Here is a 21427-nt window from a genome sequence, read left to right as displayed (position 1 = left end):
AGGATTTTGCTGTTGGCGCGAATTTGTGAGGAAGGTAACAAGACGCTGTACCCGCCACCGCGAGTACAGCGAGAAAACACTTAGTGCGCTTTTACCGTTTTGGCATTTTTCTGTTTCACCATATAGCCCACGCCAAGGATCGCAATCCAGACCGGGATCAGGTAGACGGAAATCGCCATGCCTGGGGTGATGAGCATGATGACCAGCACGGCTGCCATGAACAGCAGGCAAACCCAGTTCCCCAGCGGATAGAGCAGGGCAGGGAAGCGCGTGGTTACGCCCTGCTGCTGCTTGGCGCGGCGGAACTTGATGTGCGCGAGGCTAATCATCGCCCAGTTAATCACCAGCGCGGAAACCACCAGCGCCATCAGCAGGCCGAAGGCAGATTCCGGTGCCAGGTAGTTAATCAGAACGCACAGCGCCGTCACGACCGCCGACACGATAATGGTGTTAACCGGTACGCCACGCTTATCAACGGTAAGCAGCGCTTTCGGTGCGTTGCCCTGTTGCGCCAGGCCGAACAGCATACGGCTGTTGCAGTAAACGCAGCTGTTATAAACGGAGAGCGCGGCGGTCAGCACCACGACGTTGAGCGCGTTCGCCACGAAGGTGTCGCCCAGCTCGTGGAAGATAAGCACAAACGGGCTGGTATCCGCCGTCACGCGCGTCCATGGCAGCAGGGAGAGCAGGACCGCCAGGGAGCCCACATAGAAGATCAGAATACGGTAGATAACCTGGTTCGTGGCTTTCGGGATGCTCTGCTCCGGGTTGTCGGCTTCCGCGGCGGTGATACCCACCAGCTCCAGACCGCCGAAGGAGAACATAATGATCGCCATCATCATCACCAGGCCGGTCATGCCGTGAGGCAGGAACCCGCCTTGCTCCCAAAGGTTGCGCACGGTGGCCTGCGGGCCGCCGTTGCCGCTGAACAGCAGCCAGCCGCCGAAGATGATCATCGCTACAACGGCAATCACTTTAATGATGGCAAACCAGAACTCCATTTCACCGAACACTTTTACGTTGGTGAGGTTAATGGCGTTAATCAGGACGAAGAAGGCCGCCGCTGATGCCCAGGTGGGGATCTCCGGGTACCAGAACTGAATGTATTTCCCAACGGCGGTCAGCTCGGCCATGGCAACCAGAACGTACAGAACCCAGTAGTTCCAGCCGGAGGCGAAGCCTGCGAAGCTGCCCCAGTATTTATAGGCGAAGTGGCTGAATGAGCCTGCGACCGGCTCCTCAACAACCATTTCCCCTAACTGACGCATAATCAGAAATGCAATAAAACCCGCAATCGCGTACCCCAGAATAATGCCCGGACCGGCCGACTGGATAACCGATGCACTGCCCAGAAACAGGCCAGTACCAATAGCACCGCCCAGGGCGATGAGCTGAATATGGCGGTTTTTAAGGCCGCGCTTTAGCTGATCGCCATGCTGTTGAGCTTCCATTTGAAACCTCGTGTGTGGTTGTTATGTTCACGCTGTGCGTGTGTAATTATGAAAGTCCATATTCTGTATTTATTTCTTTACGGTTAACGATACCGAAAAAAGCGGAGATGGCTTCCGTTAGCGCAAGAATAGTGGTAAGCGCCAGCGAATGCACCTGCTTTATGAAGGGGTGATGACGACTTGAATAAAAAGAAACCAATTGTAAATCGGTACGTTAACCCCTCATACCCCAACCTATAGAATAGAAATGCGTCAGAAGAGGGCGAATTTTCATTTTTTGCCTTGTTGAATCGCTTCAGATTGCAAAAACCCTCGTTTCATTATGGTTAAAACTGCCTCTTTGGTAGTAACCATTTCATTTGTGCAAAGTTACATTCCTGAAACGTTAGTTCTGTAAGGTTGTTAAAATGTGCAGGGTTTACTGATTTCAATCAAAACCAATATGGACAGAAGGTGAATACTTTGTTACTTTAGCGATACGAACATGAAATTGGTAAGACCAATTGACTCCGGGCAAAAAGGCGTAAGACAGGGAATATGGCCTACAGCAAAATTCGCCAACCAAAACTTTCCGATGTGATTGAGCAGCAGCTGGAGTTTTTAATTCTCGAAGGGACACTGCGCCCGGGCGAGAAACTCCCGCCAGAACGCGAGCTGGCAAAACAGTTCGACGTTTCACGCCCCTCTCTGCGTGAGGCGATTCAACGTCTCGAAGCAAAGGGCCTGTTGCTCCGTCGCCAGGGTGGCGGAACCTTTGTGCAAAACAGCCTGTGGCAGAGCTTCAGCGACCCGCTGGTAGAACTTCTCTCTGACCACCCAGAATCCCAGTTTGATCTGCTTGAGACCCGTCACGCGCTGGAAGGTATCGCGGCCTATTACGCCGCCCTTCGCAGCACTGATGAAGACCGCGTACGTATTCGCGAGCTGCATCAGGCCATTGAACGGGCACAGCAGTCCGGCGATTTAGACGCCGAGTCCAATGCCGTCGTCCAGTATCAAATTGCCGTCACCGAAGCGGCGCACAACGTGGTGCTCCTCCATCTGCTACGCTGCATGGAGCCGATGCTGGCCCAGAACGTTCGTCAGAATTTTGAATTGTTGTATGCCCGTCGGGAGATGCTCCCGCTGGTAAGCAACCATCGCACCCGAGTATTCGAGGCGATAATGGCCGGGGAACCGGAGCAGGCGCGCGAAGCGTCGCACCGCCATCTGGCTTTCATTGAGGAAATCTTGCTGGACCGCAGCCGTGAACAATCGCGTCGCGAACGTTCATTACGCCGCATACAGCAACGAAAGGATTAAGCGCCAGGTACTTTTAGAGCGCGGCAACTAAACGCAGAACCTGTCTTATTGTGTTTTCCGGCGAAAATACAATGGGACAGGTTCCAGACAAATCAACGTATTAGATAGATAAGGAATACCCCCATGTCAGAACGTCTCCAAAATGACGTGGATCCGATCGAAACTCGCGACTGGCTACAGGCGATCGAATCGGTCATCCGTGAAGAAGGTGTTGAGCGCGCTCAGTATCTGATTGATCAGCTGCTTTCAGAAGCACGCAAAGGCGGCGTGAAAGTGGCTTCAGGTGCAGGGGCTAGCAACTACGTAAACACGATTGCCGTCGAAGACGAACCGGAATACCCGGGCAATCTGGATCTGGAACGCCGTATCCGTTCTGCTATCCGCTGGAACGCCATCATGACCGTTCTGCGCGCATCCAAGAAAGACCTGGAACTGGGTGGCCACATGGCGTCCTTCCAGTCTTCTGCGACCATTTACGAAGTGTGCTTCAACCACTTCTTCCGTGCAGCGAACGAGAAAGATGGCGGCGATCTGGTGTACTTCCAGGGCCACATCTCTCCGGGCATCTATGCACGTGCCTTCCTGGAAGGTCGTCTGACTGAAGAGCAGATGAACAACTTCCGTCAGGAAGTTCACGGTAAGGGTCTGTCTTCTTACCCGCACCCTAAACTGATGCCTGAGTTCTGGCAGTTCCCGACCGTATCTATGGGTCTGGGTCCAATCGGTGCGATCTATCAGGCTAAATTCCTGAAGTACCTGGAACACCGTGGTCTGAAAGACACCTCTGAGCAGACCGTTTACGCCTTCCTGGGCGACGGTGAAATGGATGAGCCAGAATCTAAAGGCGCGATCACCATCGCGACCCGTGAGAAGCTGGACAACCTGTGCTTCATCATCAACTGTAACCTGCAACGTCTGGATGGTCCGGTAACCGGTAACGGCAAGATCATCAACGAACTGGAAGGCATCTTCGCAGGTGCAGGCTGGAACGTGATCAAAGTGATGTGGGGCGGTCGTTGGGATGAGCTGCTGCGTAAAGACACCAGCGGTAAACTGATCCAGCTGATGAACGAAACCGTTGACGGCGACTACCAGACCTTCAAATCCAAAGACGGTGCCTACGTACGTGAGCACTTCTTCGGCAAATATCCTGAAACCGCAGCCCTGGTTGCAGACTGGACTGACGAGCAGATCTGGGCGCTGAACCGCGGTGGTCACGATCCGAAGAAAGTTTACGCTGCACTGAAAAAAGCGCGTGAAACCAAAGGTAAAGCGACTGTGATCCTGGCCCACACCATCAAAGGTTACGGCATGGGTGATACCGCAGAAGGTAAAAACATCGCTCACCAGGTTAAGAAAATGAACATGGACGGCGTGCGTTATATCCGCGACCGTTTCAACGTTCCAGTGACCGATGAGCAGGTAGAAAACCTGTCTTACATCACCTTCCCGGAAGGGTCTGAAGAGCACAAGTACCTGCACGAACGTCGTCAGGCGCTGAAAGGCTACCTGCCTGCTCGTCAGCCTAACTTCACCGAGAAGCTGGAACTGCCAGCGCTGGAAGATTTCTCTCAGCTGCTGGAAGAGCAGAACAAAGAGATCTCTACCACTATCGCTTTCGTTCGTGCCCTGAACGTGATGCTGAAGAACAAGTCGATCAAAGATCGTCTGGTTCCAATCATCGCCGACGAAGCGCGTACTTTCGGTATGGAAGGTCTGTTCCGTCAGATCGGTATCTACAGCCCGAACGGCCAGCAGTACACCCCGCAGGACCGTGAGCAGGTTGCATACTACAAAGAAGACGAGAAAGGTCAGATCCTTCAGGAAGGTATCAACGAACTGGGTGCAGGCGCATCCTGGCTGGCTGCTGCGACCTCTTACAGCACCAACAACCTGCCGATGATCCCGTTCTACATCTACTACTCCATGTTCGGGTTCCAGCGTATCGGTGACCTGTGCTGGCAGGCAGGCGATCAGCAGGCTCGCGGCTTCCTGATCGGGGGTACTTCTGGTCGTACGACCCTGAACGGTGAAGGTCTACAGCACGAAGATGGTCACAGCCACATTCAGTCTCTGACTATCCCTAACTGTATCTCTTACGACCCGTCTTACGCGTACGAAGTGGCAGTCATCATGCATGACGGCTTGCAGCGCATGTACGGTGAAGCGCAAGAGAACATTTACTACTACATCACCACCCTGAACGAAAACTACCACATGCCGGCAATGCCAGCAGGTGCCGAGGAAGGTATCCGTAAAGGTATCTACAAACTCGAAACCATCGAAGGTAGCAAAGGTAAAGTTCAGCTGCTGGGCTCCGGTTCTATCCTGCGTCACGTTCGTGAAGCAGCGCAGATCCTGGCGAAAGACTACGGTGTGGGTTCCGATGTGTACTCTGTTACCTCCTTCACTGAACTGGCGCGTGATGGCCAGGATTGTGAGCGCTGGAACATGCTGCACCCAATGGAAACCCCACGCGTTCCGTACATCGCTCAGGTGATGAACGACGCGCCAGCGGTGGCGTCTACTGACTATATGAAACTGTTCGCTGAGCAGGTTCGTACTTACGTTCCAGCTGATGATTATCGCGTACTGGGTACTGACGGCTTCGGTCGTTCTGACAGCCGCGAAAACCTGCGTCACCACTTCGAAGTTGATGCTTCCTACGTGGTTGTAGCAGCACTGGGCGAACTGGCTAAACGTGGCGAAATCGATAAGAAAGTGGTTGCAGACGCAATCACCAAATTCAACATCGATGCAGATAAAGTTAACCCGCGTCTGGCGTAAGAGGTAAAAGAATAATGGCTATCGAAATCAATGTACCGGACATCGGGGCTGATGAAGTTGAAATCACCGAGATCCTGGTCAAAGTAGGCGACAAAGTTGAAGCTGAACAGTCGCTGATCACCGTAGAAGGCGACAAAGCTTCTATGGAAGTCCCGTCTCCTCAGGCTGGCATCGTTAAAGAGATCAAAGTCTCTGTTGGCGATAAAACCGAGACCGGTAAACTGATCATGATTTTCGATTCCGCCGACGGTGCAGCAGCTGCTGCACCTGCGCAGGAAGAGAAGAAAGAAGCCGCTCCTGCTGCTGCTCCAGCAGCGGCCGCGGCAGCGAAAGAAGTGAACGTGCCTGACATCGGCGGTGACGAAGTTGAAGTCACTGAAATCCTGGTGAAAGTGGGCGATACCGTTGCGGCTGAGCAGTCACTGATTACCGTAGAAGGCGACAAAGCCTCTATGGAAGTGCCGGCACCGTTCGCGGGTACCGTTAAAGAGATCAAGATCAACACCGGCGACAAAGTGTCTACGGGTTCCCTGATCATGATTTTCGAAGTGGCGGGCGCTGAAGGCGCTGCGGCTCCAGCGAAAGCGGAAGCTGCTCCGGCTCCGGCTGCTGCACCAGCGGCGGCTGGCGGCGTGAAAGACGTTAACGTACCGGACATCGGCGGTGACGAAGTTGAAGTGACCGAAGTGATGGTGAAAGTGGGCGACAAAGTTGCCGCTGAACAGTCACTGATCACCGTTGAAGGCGACAAAGCTTCTATGGAAGTGCCTGCGCCGTTCGCCGGTACCGTTAAAGAGATCAAAATCAGCACCGGCGACAAAGTGTCTACCGGCTCTCTGATCATGGTCTTCGAAGTGGAAGGCGCTGCACCTGCCGCCGCTCCGGCTGCCGCGGCTGCTCCGGCACCGTCTGCTGCACCGGCTCAGGCTGCTAAACCGGCTGCTGCCCCTGCTGCTAAAGCAGAAAAATCTGAGTTCGCTGAAAACGACGCTTACGTCCACGCGACTCCGCTGATTCGTCGCCTGGCGCGCGAATTCGGTGTGAACCTGGCGAAAGTGAAGGGCACCGGCCGTAAAGGTCGTATCCTGCGCGAAGACGTTCAGGCTTACGTGAAAGACGCGGTGAAACGCGCCGAAGCTGCACCTGCGGCAGCCGCTGGCGGCGGTATCCCGGGCATGCTCCCATGGCCGAAAGTGGACTTCAGCAAGTTCGGCGAAATCGAAGAAGTGGAACTGGGCCGTATCCAGAAAATCTCCGGTGCGAACCTGAGCCGTAACTGGGTGATGATCCCGCACGTTACCCACTTCGATAAGACCGATATCACCGATCTGGAAGCGTTCCGTAAACAGCAGAACGCCGAAGCTGAGAAGCGTAAGCTGGACGTGAAGTTCACTCCAGTGGTCTTCATCATGAAAGCGGTTGCGGCGGCGCTGGAACAGATGCCACGCTTCAACAGCTCCCTGTCCGAAGACGGCCAGAAGCTGACGCTGAAGAAATACATCAACATCGGTGTTGCGGTTGATACGCCAAATGGTCTGGTTGTTCCGGTCTTCAAAGACGTGAACAAGAAGAGCGTCACTGAGCTGTCCCGTGAACTGACCACCATCTCCAAAAAAGCGCGTGATGGTAAGCTGACTGCCGGCGAAATGCAGGGCGGCTGCTTCACTATCTCCAGCATCGGCGGCCTGGGTACCACCCACTTCGCGCCGATTGTGAACGCGCCGGAAGTGGCTATCCTCGGTGTGTCCAAGTCCGCGATGGAGCCGGTGTGGAATGGCAAAGAGTTCGTGCCGCGTCTGATGATGCCAATCTCTCTGTCCTTCGACCACCGCGTGATCGACGGGGCTGATGGTGCGCGTTTCATCACCATCATCAACAACATGCTGAGCGACATTCGCCGCCTGGTGATGTAATCGAAAAGCCGGCCAGTCGGCCGGCTTTTTTCTGATAATCTCATGGGGTTTTTGAGGTTATTGGTGAAAGCGATAATTCGTGAGCCGTTTGTTGTTTCAAAATTGTTAACAATTTTGTAAAATACGGGCGGATAGAACGACCCGGTGGACGACGGGTATACATTAAGAGGTCATGATGAGCACAGAAATCAAAACTCAGGTCGTAGTACTTGGGGCAGGCCCGGCAGGTTACTCCGCAGCATTTCGCGCCGCGGATTTAGGTCTGGAAACCGTCATCGTAGAACGTTACAGCACCCTCGGCGGTGTTTGTCTGAACGTCGGCTGTATCCCTTCTAAAGCGCTGCTGCACGTAGCGAAAGTTATCGAAGAAGCCAAAGCGCTGGCTGAACACGGTATCGTCTTCGGCGAGCCGAAAACCGACATCGACAAAATTCGTACCTGGAAAGAGAAAGTTATCACTCAGCTGACCGGCGGTCTGGCGGGTATGGCCAAAGGCCGTAAAGTGAAAGTGGTAAACGGTCTGGGTAAATTCACCGGTGCGAACACCCTGGAAGTGGAAGGCGAAAACGGCAAAACCGTGATCAACTTCGACAACGCGATCATCGCGGCAGGCTCTCGCCCAATCGAACTGCCATTCATTCCACATGAAGATCCACGCGTGTGGGATTCCACCGATGCGCTGGAGCTGAAAACCGTTCCTAAGCGCCTGCTGGTTATGGGCGGCGGTATCATCGGTCTGGAAATGGGTACCGTGTACCATGCGCTGGGTTCAGAGATCGACGTGGTTGAAATGTTCGACCAGGTTATCCCGGCTGCCGACAAAGACATCGTTAAAGTCTTCACCAAACGCATCAGCAAGAAATTCAACCTGATGCTGGAAACCAAAGTGACTGCCGTTGAAGCGAAAGAAGACGGTATTTACGTTTCCATGGAAGGCAAAAAAGCCCCATCCGAACCACAGCGTTACGACGCCGTGCTGGTGGCTATCGGCCGTGTGCCGAACGGTAAAAATCTCGACGCGGGCAAAGCTGGCGTGGAAGTGGACGACCGTGGCTTCATCCGCGTTGACAAACAGCTGCGCACCAACGTGCCGCACATCTTTGCTATCGGCGATATCGTCGGTCAGCCAATGCTGGCGCACAAAGGTGTTCACGAAGGTCACGTTGCCGCTGAAGTTATCGCCGGCATGAAGCACTACTTCGATCCGAAAGTGATCCCATCTATCGCCTACACCGAGCCAGAAGTGGCATGGGTCGGTCTGACTGAGAAAGAAGCGAAAGAGAAAGGCATCAGCTATGAAACCGCCACCTTCCCGTGGGCTGCTTCTGGCCGTGCTATCGCGTCCGACTGCGCAGACGGTATGACCAAACTGATCTTCGACAAAGAGACTCACCGCGTGATCGGTGGTGCGATTGTCGGTACCAACGGCGGCGAGCTGCTGGGTGAAATCGGTCTGGCTATCGAAATGGGCTGTGACGCGGAAGACATCGCGCTGACCATCCACGCTCACCCGACTCTGCACGAGTCCGTGGGCCTGGCGGCAGAAGTGTTTGAAGGTAGCATCACCGACCTGCCAAACGCGAAAGCGAAGAAGAAATAAGTTTCTTCATTTGAAAAAAGCGGCCTCAGGCCGCTTTTTTTATGCGCCGCGTTCAGGGGGTGACAGGCTGCCAGGTTTTATCCAGGCGGTATGCAGCGAGCGCCTGCGCTTTTTGTGCCGAATCGTTGCCGAGATTTGCCTGATAAACTTTGTCATCCTGATTAACGACAAAGCTCATTACCCCCGTCTGACCATAGCTCACGGGCCAGGCAACCATCGCAAAGCCATTTTTATCCGGCAGAATGCGGAACCGATAGCCGTGATAGCCCATACCTGGCTCCGGCGGGCTGAAGGCGGGACCCAGCGGGCTTGGCGCTTCGCCCGGCGAGATGGGCCAGTACAGGCCGTCTTTTAGCCCTGGCGTGCTGACAATCTTCTGCGCATAGCGGTGGTTCATGGCGTAGTAGCTCTGCTGTGCGTCGACGTAGGCGTGCAGCGCTTCGATAGCCGCGAGTTCGTTGCGGCCGATTTCGCGGGTCAGGATCTCATCCGCCGCTTTCTGCATATCAAATTGCCAGCCCTCTTTTTTCTTCACTACCGGTATGGGGAGTTGCCAGCCGTTATCGCCAACTGACAGATGGGCTATATCGCCGCTGATTTCGGTACGATGGTATATCTTCCAGTCACGCAGGAATCGAGCCACCGCCTCCGGATCAACTCCTTCAGGTGGCAGATAGTCGCGCCAGTTATCCCCCAGCAGGTCGGCCATCGCGCGCTCATTCTGCTCGCTGATGGCCTTCGTCAGGGCATTGGCTGCCTGCTCAGGCGTGGAGAAGGATTGCTGGGCGCAGGCGAAGGTGGATACCATCAACAACAGCATTCCACCGATCGGTTTCATGTTCATAGCGGCTCCCTTAACGACGGTGGAATTCACGGTGTTCAGTATGGTGTTCGGACAGCTGCTGGCGGAAGCTGGCACGCTGTTCACTGTTCAGCGACGCGTGCTGGCGGCTTTGCAGCCCGCGCTGGTGCTGGGCCTGCCAGCTGGCCGAACGGCTGTCGTTGCCGCTCAGGGCGTTTGCCCGCAGCGGCTGATGCTGAACCTGCGTCGGGCGTCTGGTTTGCGCAAGAGTATTATTCATCTGTTGTGCGTGGGGCCGCGCGCTGTCGTAGCCGCGATAGTTGCTGCGCTGAGAGAGCTGCTTCAGCTGCTGCGCGGACGCTGAATGTTGCGGGAAATGCGCGTCGCCATGCTGTAGCTGTTTGAGGGTTTTGCCCGTCGACTGCTGTACCTGCGCCATCGCAGCCTGCCGCTGGCTATCACGGTTGACCGGCTGCTGCCGGGTAGCGCTCAACCCGCCCGGCACTGAAGTCTGATGATAGCGGCTGGCAAGCTGGCTATTGGCGTAGGGCACGCCGTTGCGGTAGGCCGGATTATGCTGCCAGACCTGATGATTATCGGTGAGGTGCTCGCCGGTGATCTTATTGAAGTTATTAACATTAATATTAATGTTATCGCCGTTATGCGAATAACCGCCGTGGTGATCGTCATCATGATCGTGATGGTGATCGTCGTCATCGTCCCAGTCGATGTTACTGAACAGCGCATAGGTGGTGGCTACGCCGAGGCTATAGCCAAAGCCTCTGACAAAACTATTGGTAAACTGCTGGCCGGGAGACGGGGGCAGATACACCGGCGGATAGCTGGCGTTTGGCCACGTGCCGTAAACGGTGGAAGGGTTGTAGGTAGGGACATAAACCACCTGTGGATCGGCTGGCTCAATTTTAATCACCGTCGGACTAGCCGACGTTGACGTCGCGGCTGTACTGGTGGAGGCTGGCGCAGATTTTTTCACGGTGGTGACGGTCTGCTGCGGGGTGGATTGCAACGTGCCTGTCTGCTGCGCCAGCAGGCGCAGACGCTGCACGGAATCCATCACATCCTTTGGCTGGGCCAGAAAGGCGTCGCCGAGGCTCTGTACCCACGACGGGTTTTCCCCCATCAGTGACATTAACTGCGGAAAGGCGACCAGCGATTTTACGCTGGCATCCCATGGCTGCCCGCTGACCGCCTGAATGGCGGCATCGCCCTGCATTTTAGGGTTGTCCTTTGACCACTGGGCGGCCTGAATCACGCTCGCCGGATAGGTTGAGGCCATCAGAATTTGCGACAGCAGCGCGTCGGGGTAGAGCGCAATGGGCGCGGTCCACTGATCGATCTGCGCGGCCGTATAGGCCGGAGTCGCCACCGGGGCAGGCTGTGCTGCCGGGGCGGGGAGCTGCGGGGCAACCGGCGCAGGTGCAGGTGCGGGAGCGGGTTCCGTTGCGCGGCTTTTAACGAACATGACGCCTGAGGCGGCAAACAGCCCCGCACTGCAAAGCAGAACAAGAAGATGTGGTTTAAAAGGCAACTTCATAGATTGACTCCAACGAGACGAGTGCAGTGCCGTGAGGCGTTGCTGTTGCCGCGAGTATCATTCACCCGTGTTTTACAGTTTTGACTTTTATTGGGAAACCATCCGAAGCGTCCGGATAAAGAGTGTGAGTATTTATTACACAATTATATCGGATGGCTGAACCGGCGACGGAAATTCAGAAGGCCGCGCGAGCGACCAGCAGCGCGTTGTCGGGGTGACGACAGACTTACGGAACTGCTTCCGGGCCCGGTGACGGGTTGCTACACCATGCTTAACGATTCAGCAAATTTTTTAATGTTGCTTTTTTGTAAACAGATTAACACTGTGCAGAAATCCTGCTATGCTGCCCGACGCGGTATCGGGCATTTACCCTACAAACTGCTGTCTCACAGGAGCGTGAAGAGAACGCCCGCCGCATATGACAATGAGAGCGAGGAGAACCGTCGTGCTAGAAGAATACCGTAAGCACGTAGCAGAACGTGCCGCCGAGGGAATTGTACCCAAACCGTTAGATGCAACCCAAATGGCCGCGCTCGTCGAGCTGCTGAAGAACCCGCCTGAGGGCGAAGAAGAATTCCTGTTAGATCTGCTGATCAACCGTGTACCGCCTGGCGTAGATGAAGCTGCCTACGTAAAAGCCGGATTCCTTGCCGCCGTTGCCAAAGGCGAAGCCACCTCCCCACTGGTTACTCCTGAAAAAGCGATTGAACTGCTCGGCACCATGCAGGGCGGCTATAACATTCATCCGCTGATTGACGCGCTGGATAACGACAAGCTGGCGCCGATTGCTGCCAAAGCGCTCTCTTCAACGCTGCTGATGTTCGATAACTTCTACGATGTGGAAGAAAAAGCCAAAGCAGGCAACGTTTACGCGAAGCAGGTGATGCAGTCCTGGGCTGATGCCGAATGGTTCCTGAACCGTCCAGCTCTGGCTGAAAAAATCACCGTGACCGTCTTTAAGGTGACCGGTGAAACCAACACCGATGACCTCTCTCCGGCACCGGATGCATGGTCTCGCCCGGATATCCCTCTGCACGCCCTGGCGATGCTGAAAAACGCCCGTGAAGGCATTGAGCCGGATCAGCCGGGCGTGGTTGGCCCGATCAAACAGATCGAAGCACTTCAGAAGAAAGGCTTCCCGCTGGCTTACGTCGGTGACGTGGTCGGTACCGGTTCTTCCCGTAAATCCGCCACCAACTCCGTGCTGTGGTTCATGGGCGACGACATTCCGCATGTGCCGAACAAGCGCGGCGGCGGCCTGTGCCTCGGCGGCAAAATTGCGCCAATCTTCTTCAACACCATGGAAGATGCGGGCGCGCTGCCAATTGAAGTGGACGTGAGCAACCTGAACATGGGCGACGTGATTGACGTTTACCCGTATAAAGGCGAAGTGCGCAACCACGAAACCAACGAACTGCTGGCCAGCTTCGAACTGAAAACCGACGTGCTGATCGACGAAGTGCGTGCCGGTGGCCGTATCCCGCTGATCATTGGCCGTGGCCTGACCACCAAAGCGCGTGAAGCGCTGGGTCTGCCGCACAGCGACGTGTTCCGTCAGGCGAAAGACGTGGCGGAAAGCAACCGCGGCTTCTCGCTGGCACAGAAAATGGTGGGTCGCGCCTGCGGCGTCGCCGGTATCCGTCCTGGCGCGTACTGCGAACCGAAAATGACCTCCGTGGGGTCTCAGGACACCACTGGCCCAATGACCCGTGACGAACTGAAAGACCTGGCGTGCCTGGGCTTCTCTTCCGATCTGGTGATGCAGTCCTTCTGTCACACGGCGGCGTATCCGAAGCCGGTTGACGTGACCACGCACCACACGCTGCCTGATTTCATTATGAACCGTGGCGGTGTCTCCCTGCGTCCGGGCGACGGCGTTATCCACTCCTGGCTGAACCGCATGCTGCTGCCGGATACCGTCGGTACCGGCGGTGACTCCCATACCCGTTTCCCAATCGGGATCTCCTTCCCGGCGGGTTCCGGTCTGGTGGCGTTTGCCGCAGCGACCGGCGTGATGCCGCTGGACATGCCTGAATCCGTGCTGGTGCGCTTCAAAGGCAAAATGCAGCCGGGCATTACCCTGCGCGATCTGGTGCACGCGATCCCGCTGTATGCCATCAAACAGGGTCTGCTGACCGTTGAGAAGAAAGGCAAGAAAAACATCTTCTCTGGCCGCATTCTGGAAATTGAAGGTCTGCCGGATCTGAAAGTGGAACAGGCGTTCGAGCTGACCGATGCCTCTGCCGAGCGTTCTGCTGCGGGCTGTACCATCAAGCTGAACAAAGAGCCGATTATTGAGTATCTGACCTCCAACATCGTGCTGCTGAAGTGGATGATTGCGGAAGGCTACGGCGACCGTCGTACGCTGGAGCGCCGTATCCAGGGCATGGAAAAATGGCTGGCGGATCCGCAGCTGCTGGAAGCCGATGCTGACGCAGAGTACGCGGCGGTGATTGAGATCGATCTGGCGGATATCAAAGAGCCAATCCTGTGTGCGCCTAACGATCCGGACGATGCGCGTCTGCTCTCTGACGTGCAGGGCGATAAGATCGACGAAGTGTTCATCGGCTCCTGTATGACCAACATCGGCCACTTCCGTGCTGCCGGTAAGCTGCTGGATACCCATAAAGGCCAGCTGCCAACCCGTCTGTGGGTGGCGCCGCCAACCCGTATGGACGCGGCACAGCTGACCGAAGAGGGCTACTACAGCGTGTTTGGTAAGAGCGGGGCGCGTATCGAAATCCCTGGCTGTTCCCTGTGCATGGGCAACCAGGCGCGCGTGGCCGACGGTGCAACGGTGGTCTCCACCTCAACCCGTAACTTCCCTAACCGTTTAGGAACCGGGGCGAACGTTTACCTGGCCTCTGCGGAGCTGGCGGCGGTTGCGGCGCTGATTGGCAAACTGCCAACGCCGGAAGAGTACCAGACCTTTGTGGCTCAGGTAGATAAGACGGCGGTGGATACCTATCGCTATCTGAACTTCGACCAGCTCTCTCAGTACACCGAGAAGGCTGACGGGGTGATCTTCCAGACCGCAGTATAAATGCTACCCTCTCCCGTGGGAGAGGGGCTGGGGGTGAGGGCACCAGACCGCTCCGCACCTGACCCATTGCCCGGTGGCGCTACGCTTACCGGGCCTACAAAACCCATCGCAACGTCGGTGGGTTTTTTATTTTCATTCCTCCCGCCTCTCCCGCTTTTTTTCTTCCTCGCTGCTGCGATAATTACCCTAATGGCTTTGCAGAGGAAAACGCTATGGATTACGAATTTTTGCGCGACATCACCGGCGTGGTGAAAGTGCGAATGTCGATGGGGCACGAAGCCGTTGGACACTGGTTTAACGAAGAGGTGAAAGAGAACCTCGCGCTGCTGGATGAAGTCGAACAGGCGGCGGAAACGGTGAAAGGCAGTGAACGCTCCTGGCAACGCGCCGGGCACGAATACACGCTGTGGATGGATGGCGAAGAGGTGATGGTGCGCGCCAACCAGCTTGAGTTCTCGGGTGATGAGATGGAAGAGGGGATGAGCTACTACGACGAAGAGAGTCTGTCGCTGTGCGGCGTGGAAGACTTCCTGAGCGTGTTGAACGCCTACCGCGATTTTATGAAACAGAAGTAACTCCCCGAAGCGTCCCTGCTCCGGGTTACGTTTACACGGTCGGAATGTTACGGCCGTAGTAAATTTCGCGCATCTCTTTCCAGAGCAGGTCGGTAATGACCTTACGCTCTTCTTCACTTAAATCTTCCGGCCTGGTGTGGAACATGTAGTGCTTAAGGTCGAATTCCTTAAGTAACATTTTGGTGTGGAAGATATTCTCCTGATAGACGTTCACATCCATCATGTCGTACAGCGACTTCATGTCCTCGGACATGAAATTCTGAATGGAGTTGATCTCATGATCAATGAAGTGCTTCATGCCGTTGATATCACGGGTAAAACCGCGCACGCGATAATCAATAGTGACGATATCGGATTCCAGCTGGTGGATTAAATAATTCAACGCATTCAGCGGTGAAATCACGCCGCAGGTCGACACTTCAATATCCGCGCGGAAGGTACACAGCCCGCCTTCCGGGTGGCTTTCCGGGTAGGTGTGCACGCAGATATGGCTTTTATCCAGGTGGGCGACAACCACTTCCGGCAGCGGGCCGGGGTGCTCGGTTTTGTCGATAAGCTTTGGGTCAACCGGCTCTTCACTCACCAGAATGGTGACGCTCGCACCCTGAGGCTCATAATCCTGGCGCGCGATATTCAGGATGTTCGCGCCGATAATCGAGCAGGTCTCTGTCAGGATCTCGGTCAGACGGTTGGCGTTGTAGAGTTCATCGATATAGGCGATGTAACCATCGCGCTCTTCTGCTGTTTTGGCGTAGCAGATATCGTAAATACAAAAACTCAGGCTTTTGGTCAGATTGTTAAAGCCATGCAGTTTAAGCTTTTTCAATTAGTTCACCTCCTTTGAGGACAGCGCGTCTTGCAGATATTGAGGCAACGCAAAGGCTGCGGTGTGGATCGCCGGGTTGTAGTAGCGGCACTGGAGCCCGGCCTGATGGAAGCGGGCCTGGATAATTTCGGTAGAGAGATGGCGCAGGACGTCGTTATCCGTCGCCCAGGCAAAGGTCATGATCCCGCCGTAGTAAGTGGGGATCGCCGCCTGGTAGAAGCTGACGTCAGTAAAATAGGTGCTCAGCTTACGGTGGCTATCAAGCGCTTCATCCTGTTGCAGGAAGCAAACGCCGTTTTGCGCCACAAAAATTCCGCCAGGCTTCAGGCAGCGCTTGCAGCCTTCGTAAAACGACGAGGTAAACAGCGACGCGCCCGGACCGATAGGGTCGGTACAGTCAGAGATAATGACATCAAACGTTTGCGTGGTCTGGTTAACAAAATTGACGCCATCGTCGATAACCAGATTAAACCGCGGATCGTCATAGCTGCCGGCATTATGGTTGGGCAGATACTGGCGGCAGAACGACACCACACCGGCGTCGATTTCCACCATGGTGATGGTTTCGACATTCTGATGGCGAGAGACTTCACGCAGCATCGCGCCGTCGCCGCCGCCGATAATCAGCACGTCCTTCGCGTGGCCGTGGGCCAGCAGCGGGACGTGGGTCATCATTTCGTGATAGATAAACTCGTCGCGCTCGGTGGTTTGCACCACGCCGTCCAGCGCCATCACGCGGCCAAAGGCGGCGTTTTCGAAGATTATCAAATCCTGATGATCGGTTTTCTCATGATAGAGCACGTTATCCACGGCAAAATACTGACCAAACTGGTCATGCAGCGTTTCTTGCCATACCGTTTTTTCGGTCATGGGGAGCACCTCCTTCGTTAACATCCATTACATCCGGCAGATGGGCGCAACACAACACCGCCGTGAGGCGGTTAGCGGGTCAACAAGGGGCGTCGGGAAGGTTACTTCACGTAGGCGAGCAGGCTGAGTGAATCGCGAGCCAGCGCTTTGCATTTTTTAGCAGTGGGAATGCCAATACCGCTTAAATCACGGTAGCTGTCTTCACCGAGCGCCTTCATGTCGAAGCTGTCGTAGTTGCTGAGGTCCCATTGGTTCTGCTGGGCAAAAAAGACCAGTGCGCGACGAATTTGCCCATTGGGTAAATTCTGGTAACCACAATCGTTTTTCAGAAAAACAAAAACTGCCGTCAGATCGGCCATATCTTCCGCTTCGTTTTCACTTAGCGCGTAACTGTTCGCACACATCGCCATCAGGCTGGCGAACAAAATTGTTCTGAAAAACGTCTTCATTGCCTTTACCACTGCATCACGGAAAATTAACGTTAGCATACTTGATGCCAGGCCGACGATCTTTATTATTGCCGCCGTGCTTGACCTTCCGGTAAGGGGAGGGTTTATGCTCAAAAGATCGCCTGCTGGAAATAAGGAAATGCACATGCAACGTCGTGATTTTTTTAAAATTTTCTGCCGCGCTGGGGGTTGCCAGCGCGTTACCTCTCTGGAGCCGCGCCGTATTTGCCGCCGACAGACCGGCTTTACCCATTCCTGAATTACTTTCCCCAGATGCCCGCAGCCGCATTCAGCTTGTGGTGCAGGCCGGTAAAACCACGTTCGGTCAGCACGACGCCACGACGTGGGGCTATAACGGCAATCTGCTCGGCCCGGCGTTGCAGTTACGCAAAGGGAAGGCGGTGACGGTAGACATTCATAACACGCTTGCGGAAGAGACCACCCTGCACTGGCACGGGCTGGAAGTCCCGGGCGAAGTGGATGGGGGGCCTCAGGGCATCATCAGGCCTGGTGGTAAACGCAGCGTAACCTTTACCCCGGAACAACGCGCGGCGACCTGCTGGTTCCACCCGCATCAGCATGGCAAAACGGGCCATCAGGTGGCGATGGGGCTGGCCGGCCTGGTGCTGATTGAAGACGATGAAAGCCGCCTGCTGCGCCTGCCGAAACAGTGGGGAATCGACGATGTCCCGGTGATTGTGCAGGACAAAAAATTCAACGCTGACGGGCAAATTGACTATCAGCTGGACGTCATGAGCGCGGCGGTAGGCTGGTTTGGCGATACGCTGCTGACCAACGGCGCGATCTACCCGCAGCATGCCGCGCCAAAAGGCTGGCTGCGCTTACGTCTGCTTAACGGCTGTAACGCCCGCTCGCTGAACTTCGCCACCAGCGATAAACGCCCGCTTTACGTAGTGGCAAGCGACGGCGGCCTGCTGCCGGAGCCGGTGAAGGTGAGTGAGCTGCCGATGCTGATGGGCGAGCGCTTCGAGGTGCTGGTGGATATCAGCGATGGCAAAGCGTTTGACCTCGTGACCCTGCCGGTCAGCCAGATGGGGATGGCCGTTGCGCCGTTTGATAAGCCGCATCCGGTCCTGCGCATTCAGCCGCTTCAAATCACCGCCTCCGGTACGCTGCCGGAGACCCTCACCACGCTGCCAGCGCTCCCGTCGCTGGACGGGCTTACGCAGCGTAAACTTCAGCTCTCCATGGACCCGATGCTCGACATGATGGGCATGCAGGCGCTGATGAAGAAGTACGGCAATCAGGCTATGGCGGGAATGCATCACGGCCAGATGATGGGCCATATGAATATGGACCATGGCAATATGGGCGGCATGGATCACGGAGGCCATGGTTTCGATTTCCACAACGCCAACCGCATCAACGGCAAAGCGTTCGATATGAACACGCCCATGTTCGCTGCCACGAAAGGGCAGTTCGAACGCTGGGTGATTTCAGGCGAAGGCGACATGATGCTGCACCCGTTCCATATCCACGGCACGCAGTTCCGTATTCTCACTGAGAACGGTAAAGCGCCGGAGGCGCATCGTGCGGGCTGGAAAGATACGGTGAGGGTAGAAGGCGGCGTCAGTGAGGTGCTGGTGAAGTTCGACCACGACGCGCCGAAAGAGTTTGCCTATATGGCCCACTGTCATCTGCTGGAACATGAAGATACGGGGATGATGCTCGGTTTTACCGTATAAAAAAGCCGGGTGGCGGCTTTGCCTTACCCGGCCTGCATAGGGCACCCGTAGGCCCGGTAAGCGTTAGCGCCACCGGGCTTTTCAGTTACTTGTTTTCGTCAGGTAACGCATACGCGACAATATAGTCGCCCATCTTCGTGCCAAACGAACCGTGACCACCCGCAGAGATGACAACGTACTGCTTGCCATTCACTTCATAGGTCATCGGCGTTGCCTGTCCACCGGCTGGCAGACGGCCTTGCCACAGTTTTTCACCGTTGGTCATGTTGTACGCGCGCAGGTAGTTATCTGCGGTTGCCGCGATGAACAGCACGTTACCGGCGGTGGAGATTGGGCCACCCAGCATTGGCATACCCATATTGAACGGTACTGGAACAGGCATCGGGAACGGCATGCTGTCCTGTGGCGTACCAATACGTTTCTTCCAGACGATCTTGTTGGTCTTCAGATCCAGACCGGAGATGTAACCCCAGGCAGGCTGTTTACACGGCAGACCGAACGGAGAAAGGAACGGATTCAGGGTCACACCATAAGGAACGCCATATTGCGGCTGGATACCGGCTTCGGTACCGCTGCCTTTCGCATCTTTCGGCTGCTCCATTGGGTTACCCGGACCGCGAGGGATCAGGCGGGAAACGAACGGCAGCGCCATTGGGTTAGCGATGGCGACCTGACGGTTAGGGTCAACGGAGATCCCACCCCATTCGAACATCCCCAGGTTACCCGGGAAGACCAGCGTACCCTGCTCTGACGGCGGGGTGAAAATCCCTTCGTAGCGCAGCTGGTGGAACATCACGCGGCACACCAGCTGGTCAAACATGGTGGCACCCCACATGTCTGCACCGCTGAGATCTTTCTTCGGACGGAAGCTCAGGTCAGAGAACGGCTGCGTTTTGGTGACGTAGTCGCCTTTGGCCGCGCCCTGCGGAACCGGTTTTTCCGGTGCAGGCACAACCAGCTTACCGTTGCTGCGATCCAGTACGAAGATGTTGCCGGTTTTGGCTGGGGCGTAAATCACCGGAACGGTTTTACCGTTAACGGTAATGTCCGCCAGCGTCGGCTGGGACGGCATATCCATATCCCACAGATCGTGGTGAACGGTCTGGTAGCTCCATGCCAGTTTACCGGTCGTTGCGTTCAGGGCCACGATGGAGCTGGCGTAACGTTCCTGCTCCGGCGTACGGTTACCGCCCCAGATATCCGGCGTGGTTACGCCCATCGGCAGGTAAACCAGATCCAGCTTCGCGTCATACGCTGCCGGTGCCCAGGAGTTCGGTGAGTTAAAGGTAAAGGTGTGTTCATCCGATGGGATCGCGTTAGGATCTTTCGCGCCCGGGTCGAAGGCCCACAGCAGTTTACCGGTGTTCACGTCGAAACCACGGATAACGCCGGAGGTTTCACGCGTGGAGAAGTTATCCGTTACCGAACCGGCAATCACGATGGTTTTATCGGTGATGATTGGCGGCGAGGTCGGTTCATACAGACCCGGCGTGGTGTCCGGCATGTTGGTCTGAAGATTCAGAATGCCTTTATTGGCGAAGGTTTCGCACAGCTTGCCGGTCTCAGCGTTGATGGCAAACAGGCGGCCATCGTTCACCGGCAGCATAATGCGGCGAGGACAGTCGGCAATGACTTCCGGGCTGGCATTATCGGCGCGTGCTTCGTGGTAAGAGACGCCGCGGCAGGTCACGTGCTGGAACGACGGGTTGGAGTTCAGCTGTGGATCGAAGTGCCATTTCTCTTTACCGGTGGCCGCGTCGAGCGCGAACAGACGCTGGTGCGCCGTACACAGGTAGAGCATGTTGCCCACTTTAATCGGGGTCACTTCGTTGGTCAGCTCACCCGGATCGTTTGGCATCTTCAGGTCGCCGGTACGGAATACCCAGGCTTCCTTCAGGTTTTTCACGTTGTCCGCATTGATCTGCTTCAGCGGGGAGTAACGCTGGCCTTCCTGGTTACGACCATAAGCAGGCCAGTCACCGTCCGCCACCTGCGAGATAGCCGCAGCCGGCGTGGATTCCGCGTTCAGCGTACCGTTGATCTCCTGCGGGTCGTTAAAACCGGCCCAGGTCAGGATGCCGCCACTAATCAGCAGGGCAACGACCAGACCGGCCACGGCGCCACTGGAAGGGACGATCAGACGACGCCAGACAAACGGCAGGATCAGCCAGATACCGAAGAAGACCAGAATGTCGCTGCGCGGCGTCAATGCCCAGAAGTCGAACCCGACTTCCCAGACGCCCCAGATCATGGTTGCGAGCAGTAACGCTGCGTACAGCCACAGAGCAGATTGTTTTCTGCGTAAAAGCAGGACGGTTACGCCAACCATAACCAGACCCGCAATCGGGTAGTACCAGGAGCCGCCAATCGCGACCAGCCATACGCCACCGATTAACAAATACAGCGCGCAGAATGCGGCAAACGCGGCTGTTAATGTCACCAGTAGACGCGGCTGTTTAGTTTTTGTTTCAGCCATAGAAAAGTACTCGTCAGTTTTGTTAATTATTTGCTAGCAATTAATTATAGGTATTAACAACTGTGATCGGAA

At 55.6% G+C, this 21427-nt stretch carries 13 protein-coding genes and 1 pseudogene; 7 read left to right on the top strand and 7 right to left on the bottom strand.

The window, feature by feature from the left end:
• Positions 1-80: 80 nt before the first annotated feature.
• A complete protein-coding gene (gene aroP, locus RHN82_RS05705) occupies positions 81-1451 on the bottom strand; it encodes an aromatic amino acid transporter AroP (protein WP_003856317.1) in 1371 nt (456 codons plus the stop codon).
• 537 nt (positions 1452-1988) lie between these two features.
• On the opposite strand from aroP, the gene pdhR reads away from it, so the two are divergent.
• The 4 genes from pdhR to lpdA all read left to right on the top strand — a co-directional run bounded on the left by pdhR (position 1989) and on the right by lpdA (position 9053).
• On the top strand, positions 1989-2753 hold the full coding sequence (gene pdhR, locus RHN82_RS05700) for a pyruvate dehydrogenase complex transcriptional repressor PdhR (RefSeq protein WP_015572686.1): 765 nt from the start codon (positions 1989-1991) through the stop codon (positions 2751-2753).
• A gap of 123 nt (positions 2754-2876) precedes the next feature.
• Positions 2877-5540 (top strand): pyruvate dehydrogenase (acetyl-transferring), homodimeric type, encoded by a 2664-nt coding sequence (gene aceE / locus RHN82_RS05695; RefSeq protein WP_047051304.1) that lies wholly within the window; start codon positions 2877-2879, stop codon positions 5538-5540.
• 14 nt (positions 5541-5554) lie between these two features.
• Positions 5555-7453: a pyruvate dehydrogenase complex dihydrolipoyllysine-residue acetyltransferase gene (gene aceF / locus RHN82_RS05690; protein ID WP_032647258.1), complete on the top strand. Its 1899-nt coding sequence runs from the start codon at positions 5555-5557 to the stop codon at positions 7451-7453.
• Positions 7454-7628: 175 nt separating this feature from the next.
• A complete protein-coding gene (gene lpdA, locus RHN82_RS05685) occupies positions 7629-9053 on the top strand; it encodes a dihydrolipoyl dehydrogenase (protein WP_003856313.1) in 1425 nt (474 codons plus the stop codon).
• A 52-nt stretch (positions 9054-9105) separates the two neighbouring features.
• Here the strand turns inward: lpdA and RHN82_RS05680 are convergent, their stop codons facing one another.
• Positions 9106-9897, bottom strand: a complete 792-nt coding sequence (locus RHN82_RS05680; protein ID WP_047051303.1) for a DUF2950 family protein — start codon at positions 9895-9897, stop codon at positions 9106-9108.
• A 10-nt stretch (positions 9898-9907) separates the two neighbouring features.
• The gene (locus RHN82_RS05675) at positions 9908-11410 is read right to left on the bottom strand and encodes a DUF3300 domain-containing protein (protein WP_047051302.1); all 1503 of its coding nucleotides are present in this window, start codon (positions 11408-11410) and stop codon (positions 9908-9910) included.
• 445 nt (positions 11411-11855) lie between these two features.
• On the opposite strand from RHN82_RS05675, the gene acnB reads away from it, so the two are divergent.
• The gene (acnB, locus tag RHN82_RS05670) at positions 11856-14453 is read left to right on the top strand and encodes a bifunctional aconitate hydratase 2/2-methylisocitrate dehydratase (RefSeq protein WP_047051301.1); all 2598 of its coding nucleotides are present in this window, start codon (positions 11856-11858) and stop codon (positions 14451-14453) included.
• Positions 14454-14665: 212 nt separating this feature from the next.
• Positions 14666-15028 (top strand): protein YacL, encoded by a 363-nt coding sequence (yacL, locus tag RHN82_RS05665; protein WP_017694501.1) that lies wholly within the window; start codon positions 14666-14668, stop codon positions 15026-15028.
• A gap of 31 nt (positions 15029-15059) precedes the next feature.
• Here the strand turns inward: yacL and speD are convergent, their stop codons facing one another.
• From speD to RHN82_RS05650, 3 genes are all read right to left on the bottom strand, one after another.
• The gene (gene speD / locus RHN82_RS05660; RefSeq protein WP_045333712.1) at positions 15060-15854 is read right to left on the bottom strand and encodes an adenosylmethionine decarboxylase; all 795 of its coding nucleotides are present in this window, start codon (positions 15852-15854) and stop codon (positions 15060-15062) included.
• Positions 15855-16724 carry a polyamine aminopropyltransferase gene (speE, locus tag RHN82_RS05655; protein WP_047051300.1) on the bottom strand — a complete coding sequence of 290 codons (870 nt, stop codon included), beginning with the start codon at positions 16722-16724 and terminating at the stop codon, positions 15855-15857.
• A 101-nt stretch (positions 16725-16825) separates the two neighbouring features.
• Positions 16826-17173: a YacC family pilotin-like protein gene (locus RHN82_RS05650; protein ID WP_003856306.1), complete on the bottom strand. Its 348-nt coding sequence runs from the start codon at positions 17171-17173 to the stop codon at positions 16826-16828.
• 145 nt (positions 17174-17318) lie between these two features.
• Between RHN82_RS05650 and cueO the strand changes: the two are divergent.
• Positions 17319-18879 (top strand): annotated as a pseudogene (cueO, locus tag RHN82_RS05645) (multicopper oxidase CueO).
• Positions 18880-18964: 85 nt separating this feature from the next.
• Here the strand turns inward: cueO and RHN82_RS05640 are convergent.
• Entirely contained in the window at positions 18965-21355 is a 2391-nt protein-coding gene (locus RHN82_RS05640; RefSeq protein WP_047051299.1) for a glucose/quinate/shikimate family membrane-bound PQQ-dependent dehydrogenase, read from the bottom strand.
• Positions 21356-21427 lie beyond the last annotated feature (72 nt).

Source organism: Enterobacter cloacae complex sp. EB5 (assembly GCF_031432835.1).
Classification (GTDB): domain Bacteria; phylum Pseudomonadota; class Gammaproteobacteria; order Enterobacterales; family Enterobacteriaceae; genus Enterobacter; species Enterobacter hormaechei_C.
Note: the sequence above shows the minus strand (reverse complement) of the source record. Positions and strands in the feature narration are given on the sequence as shown.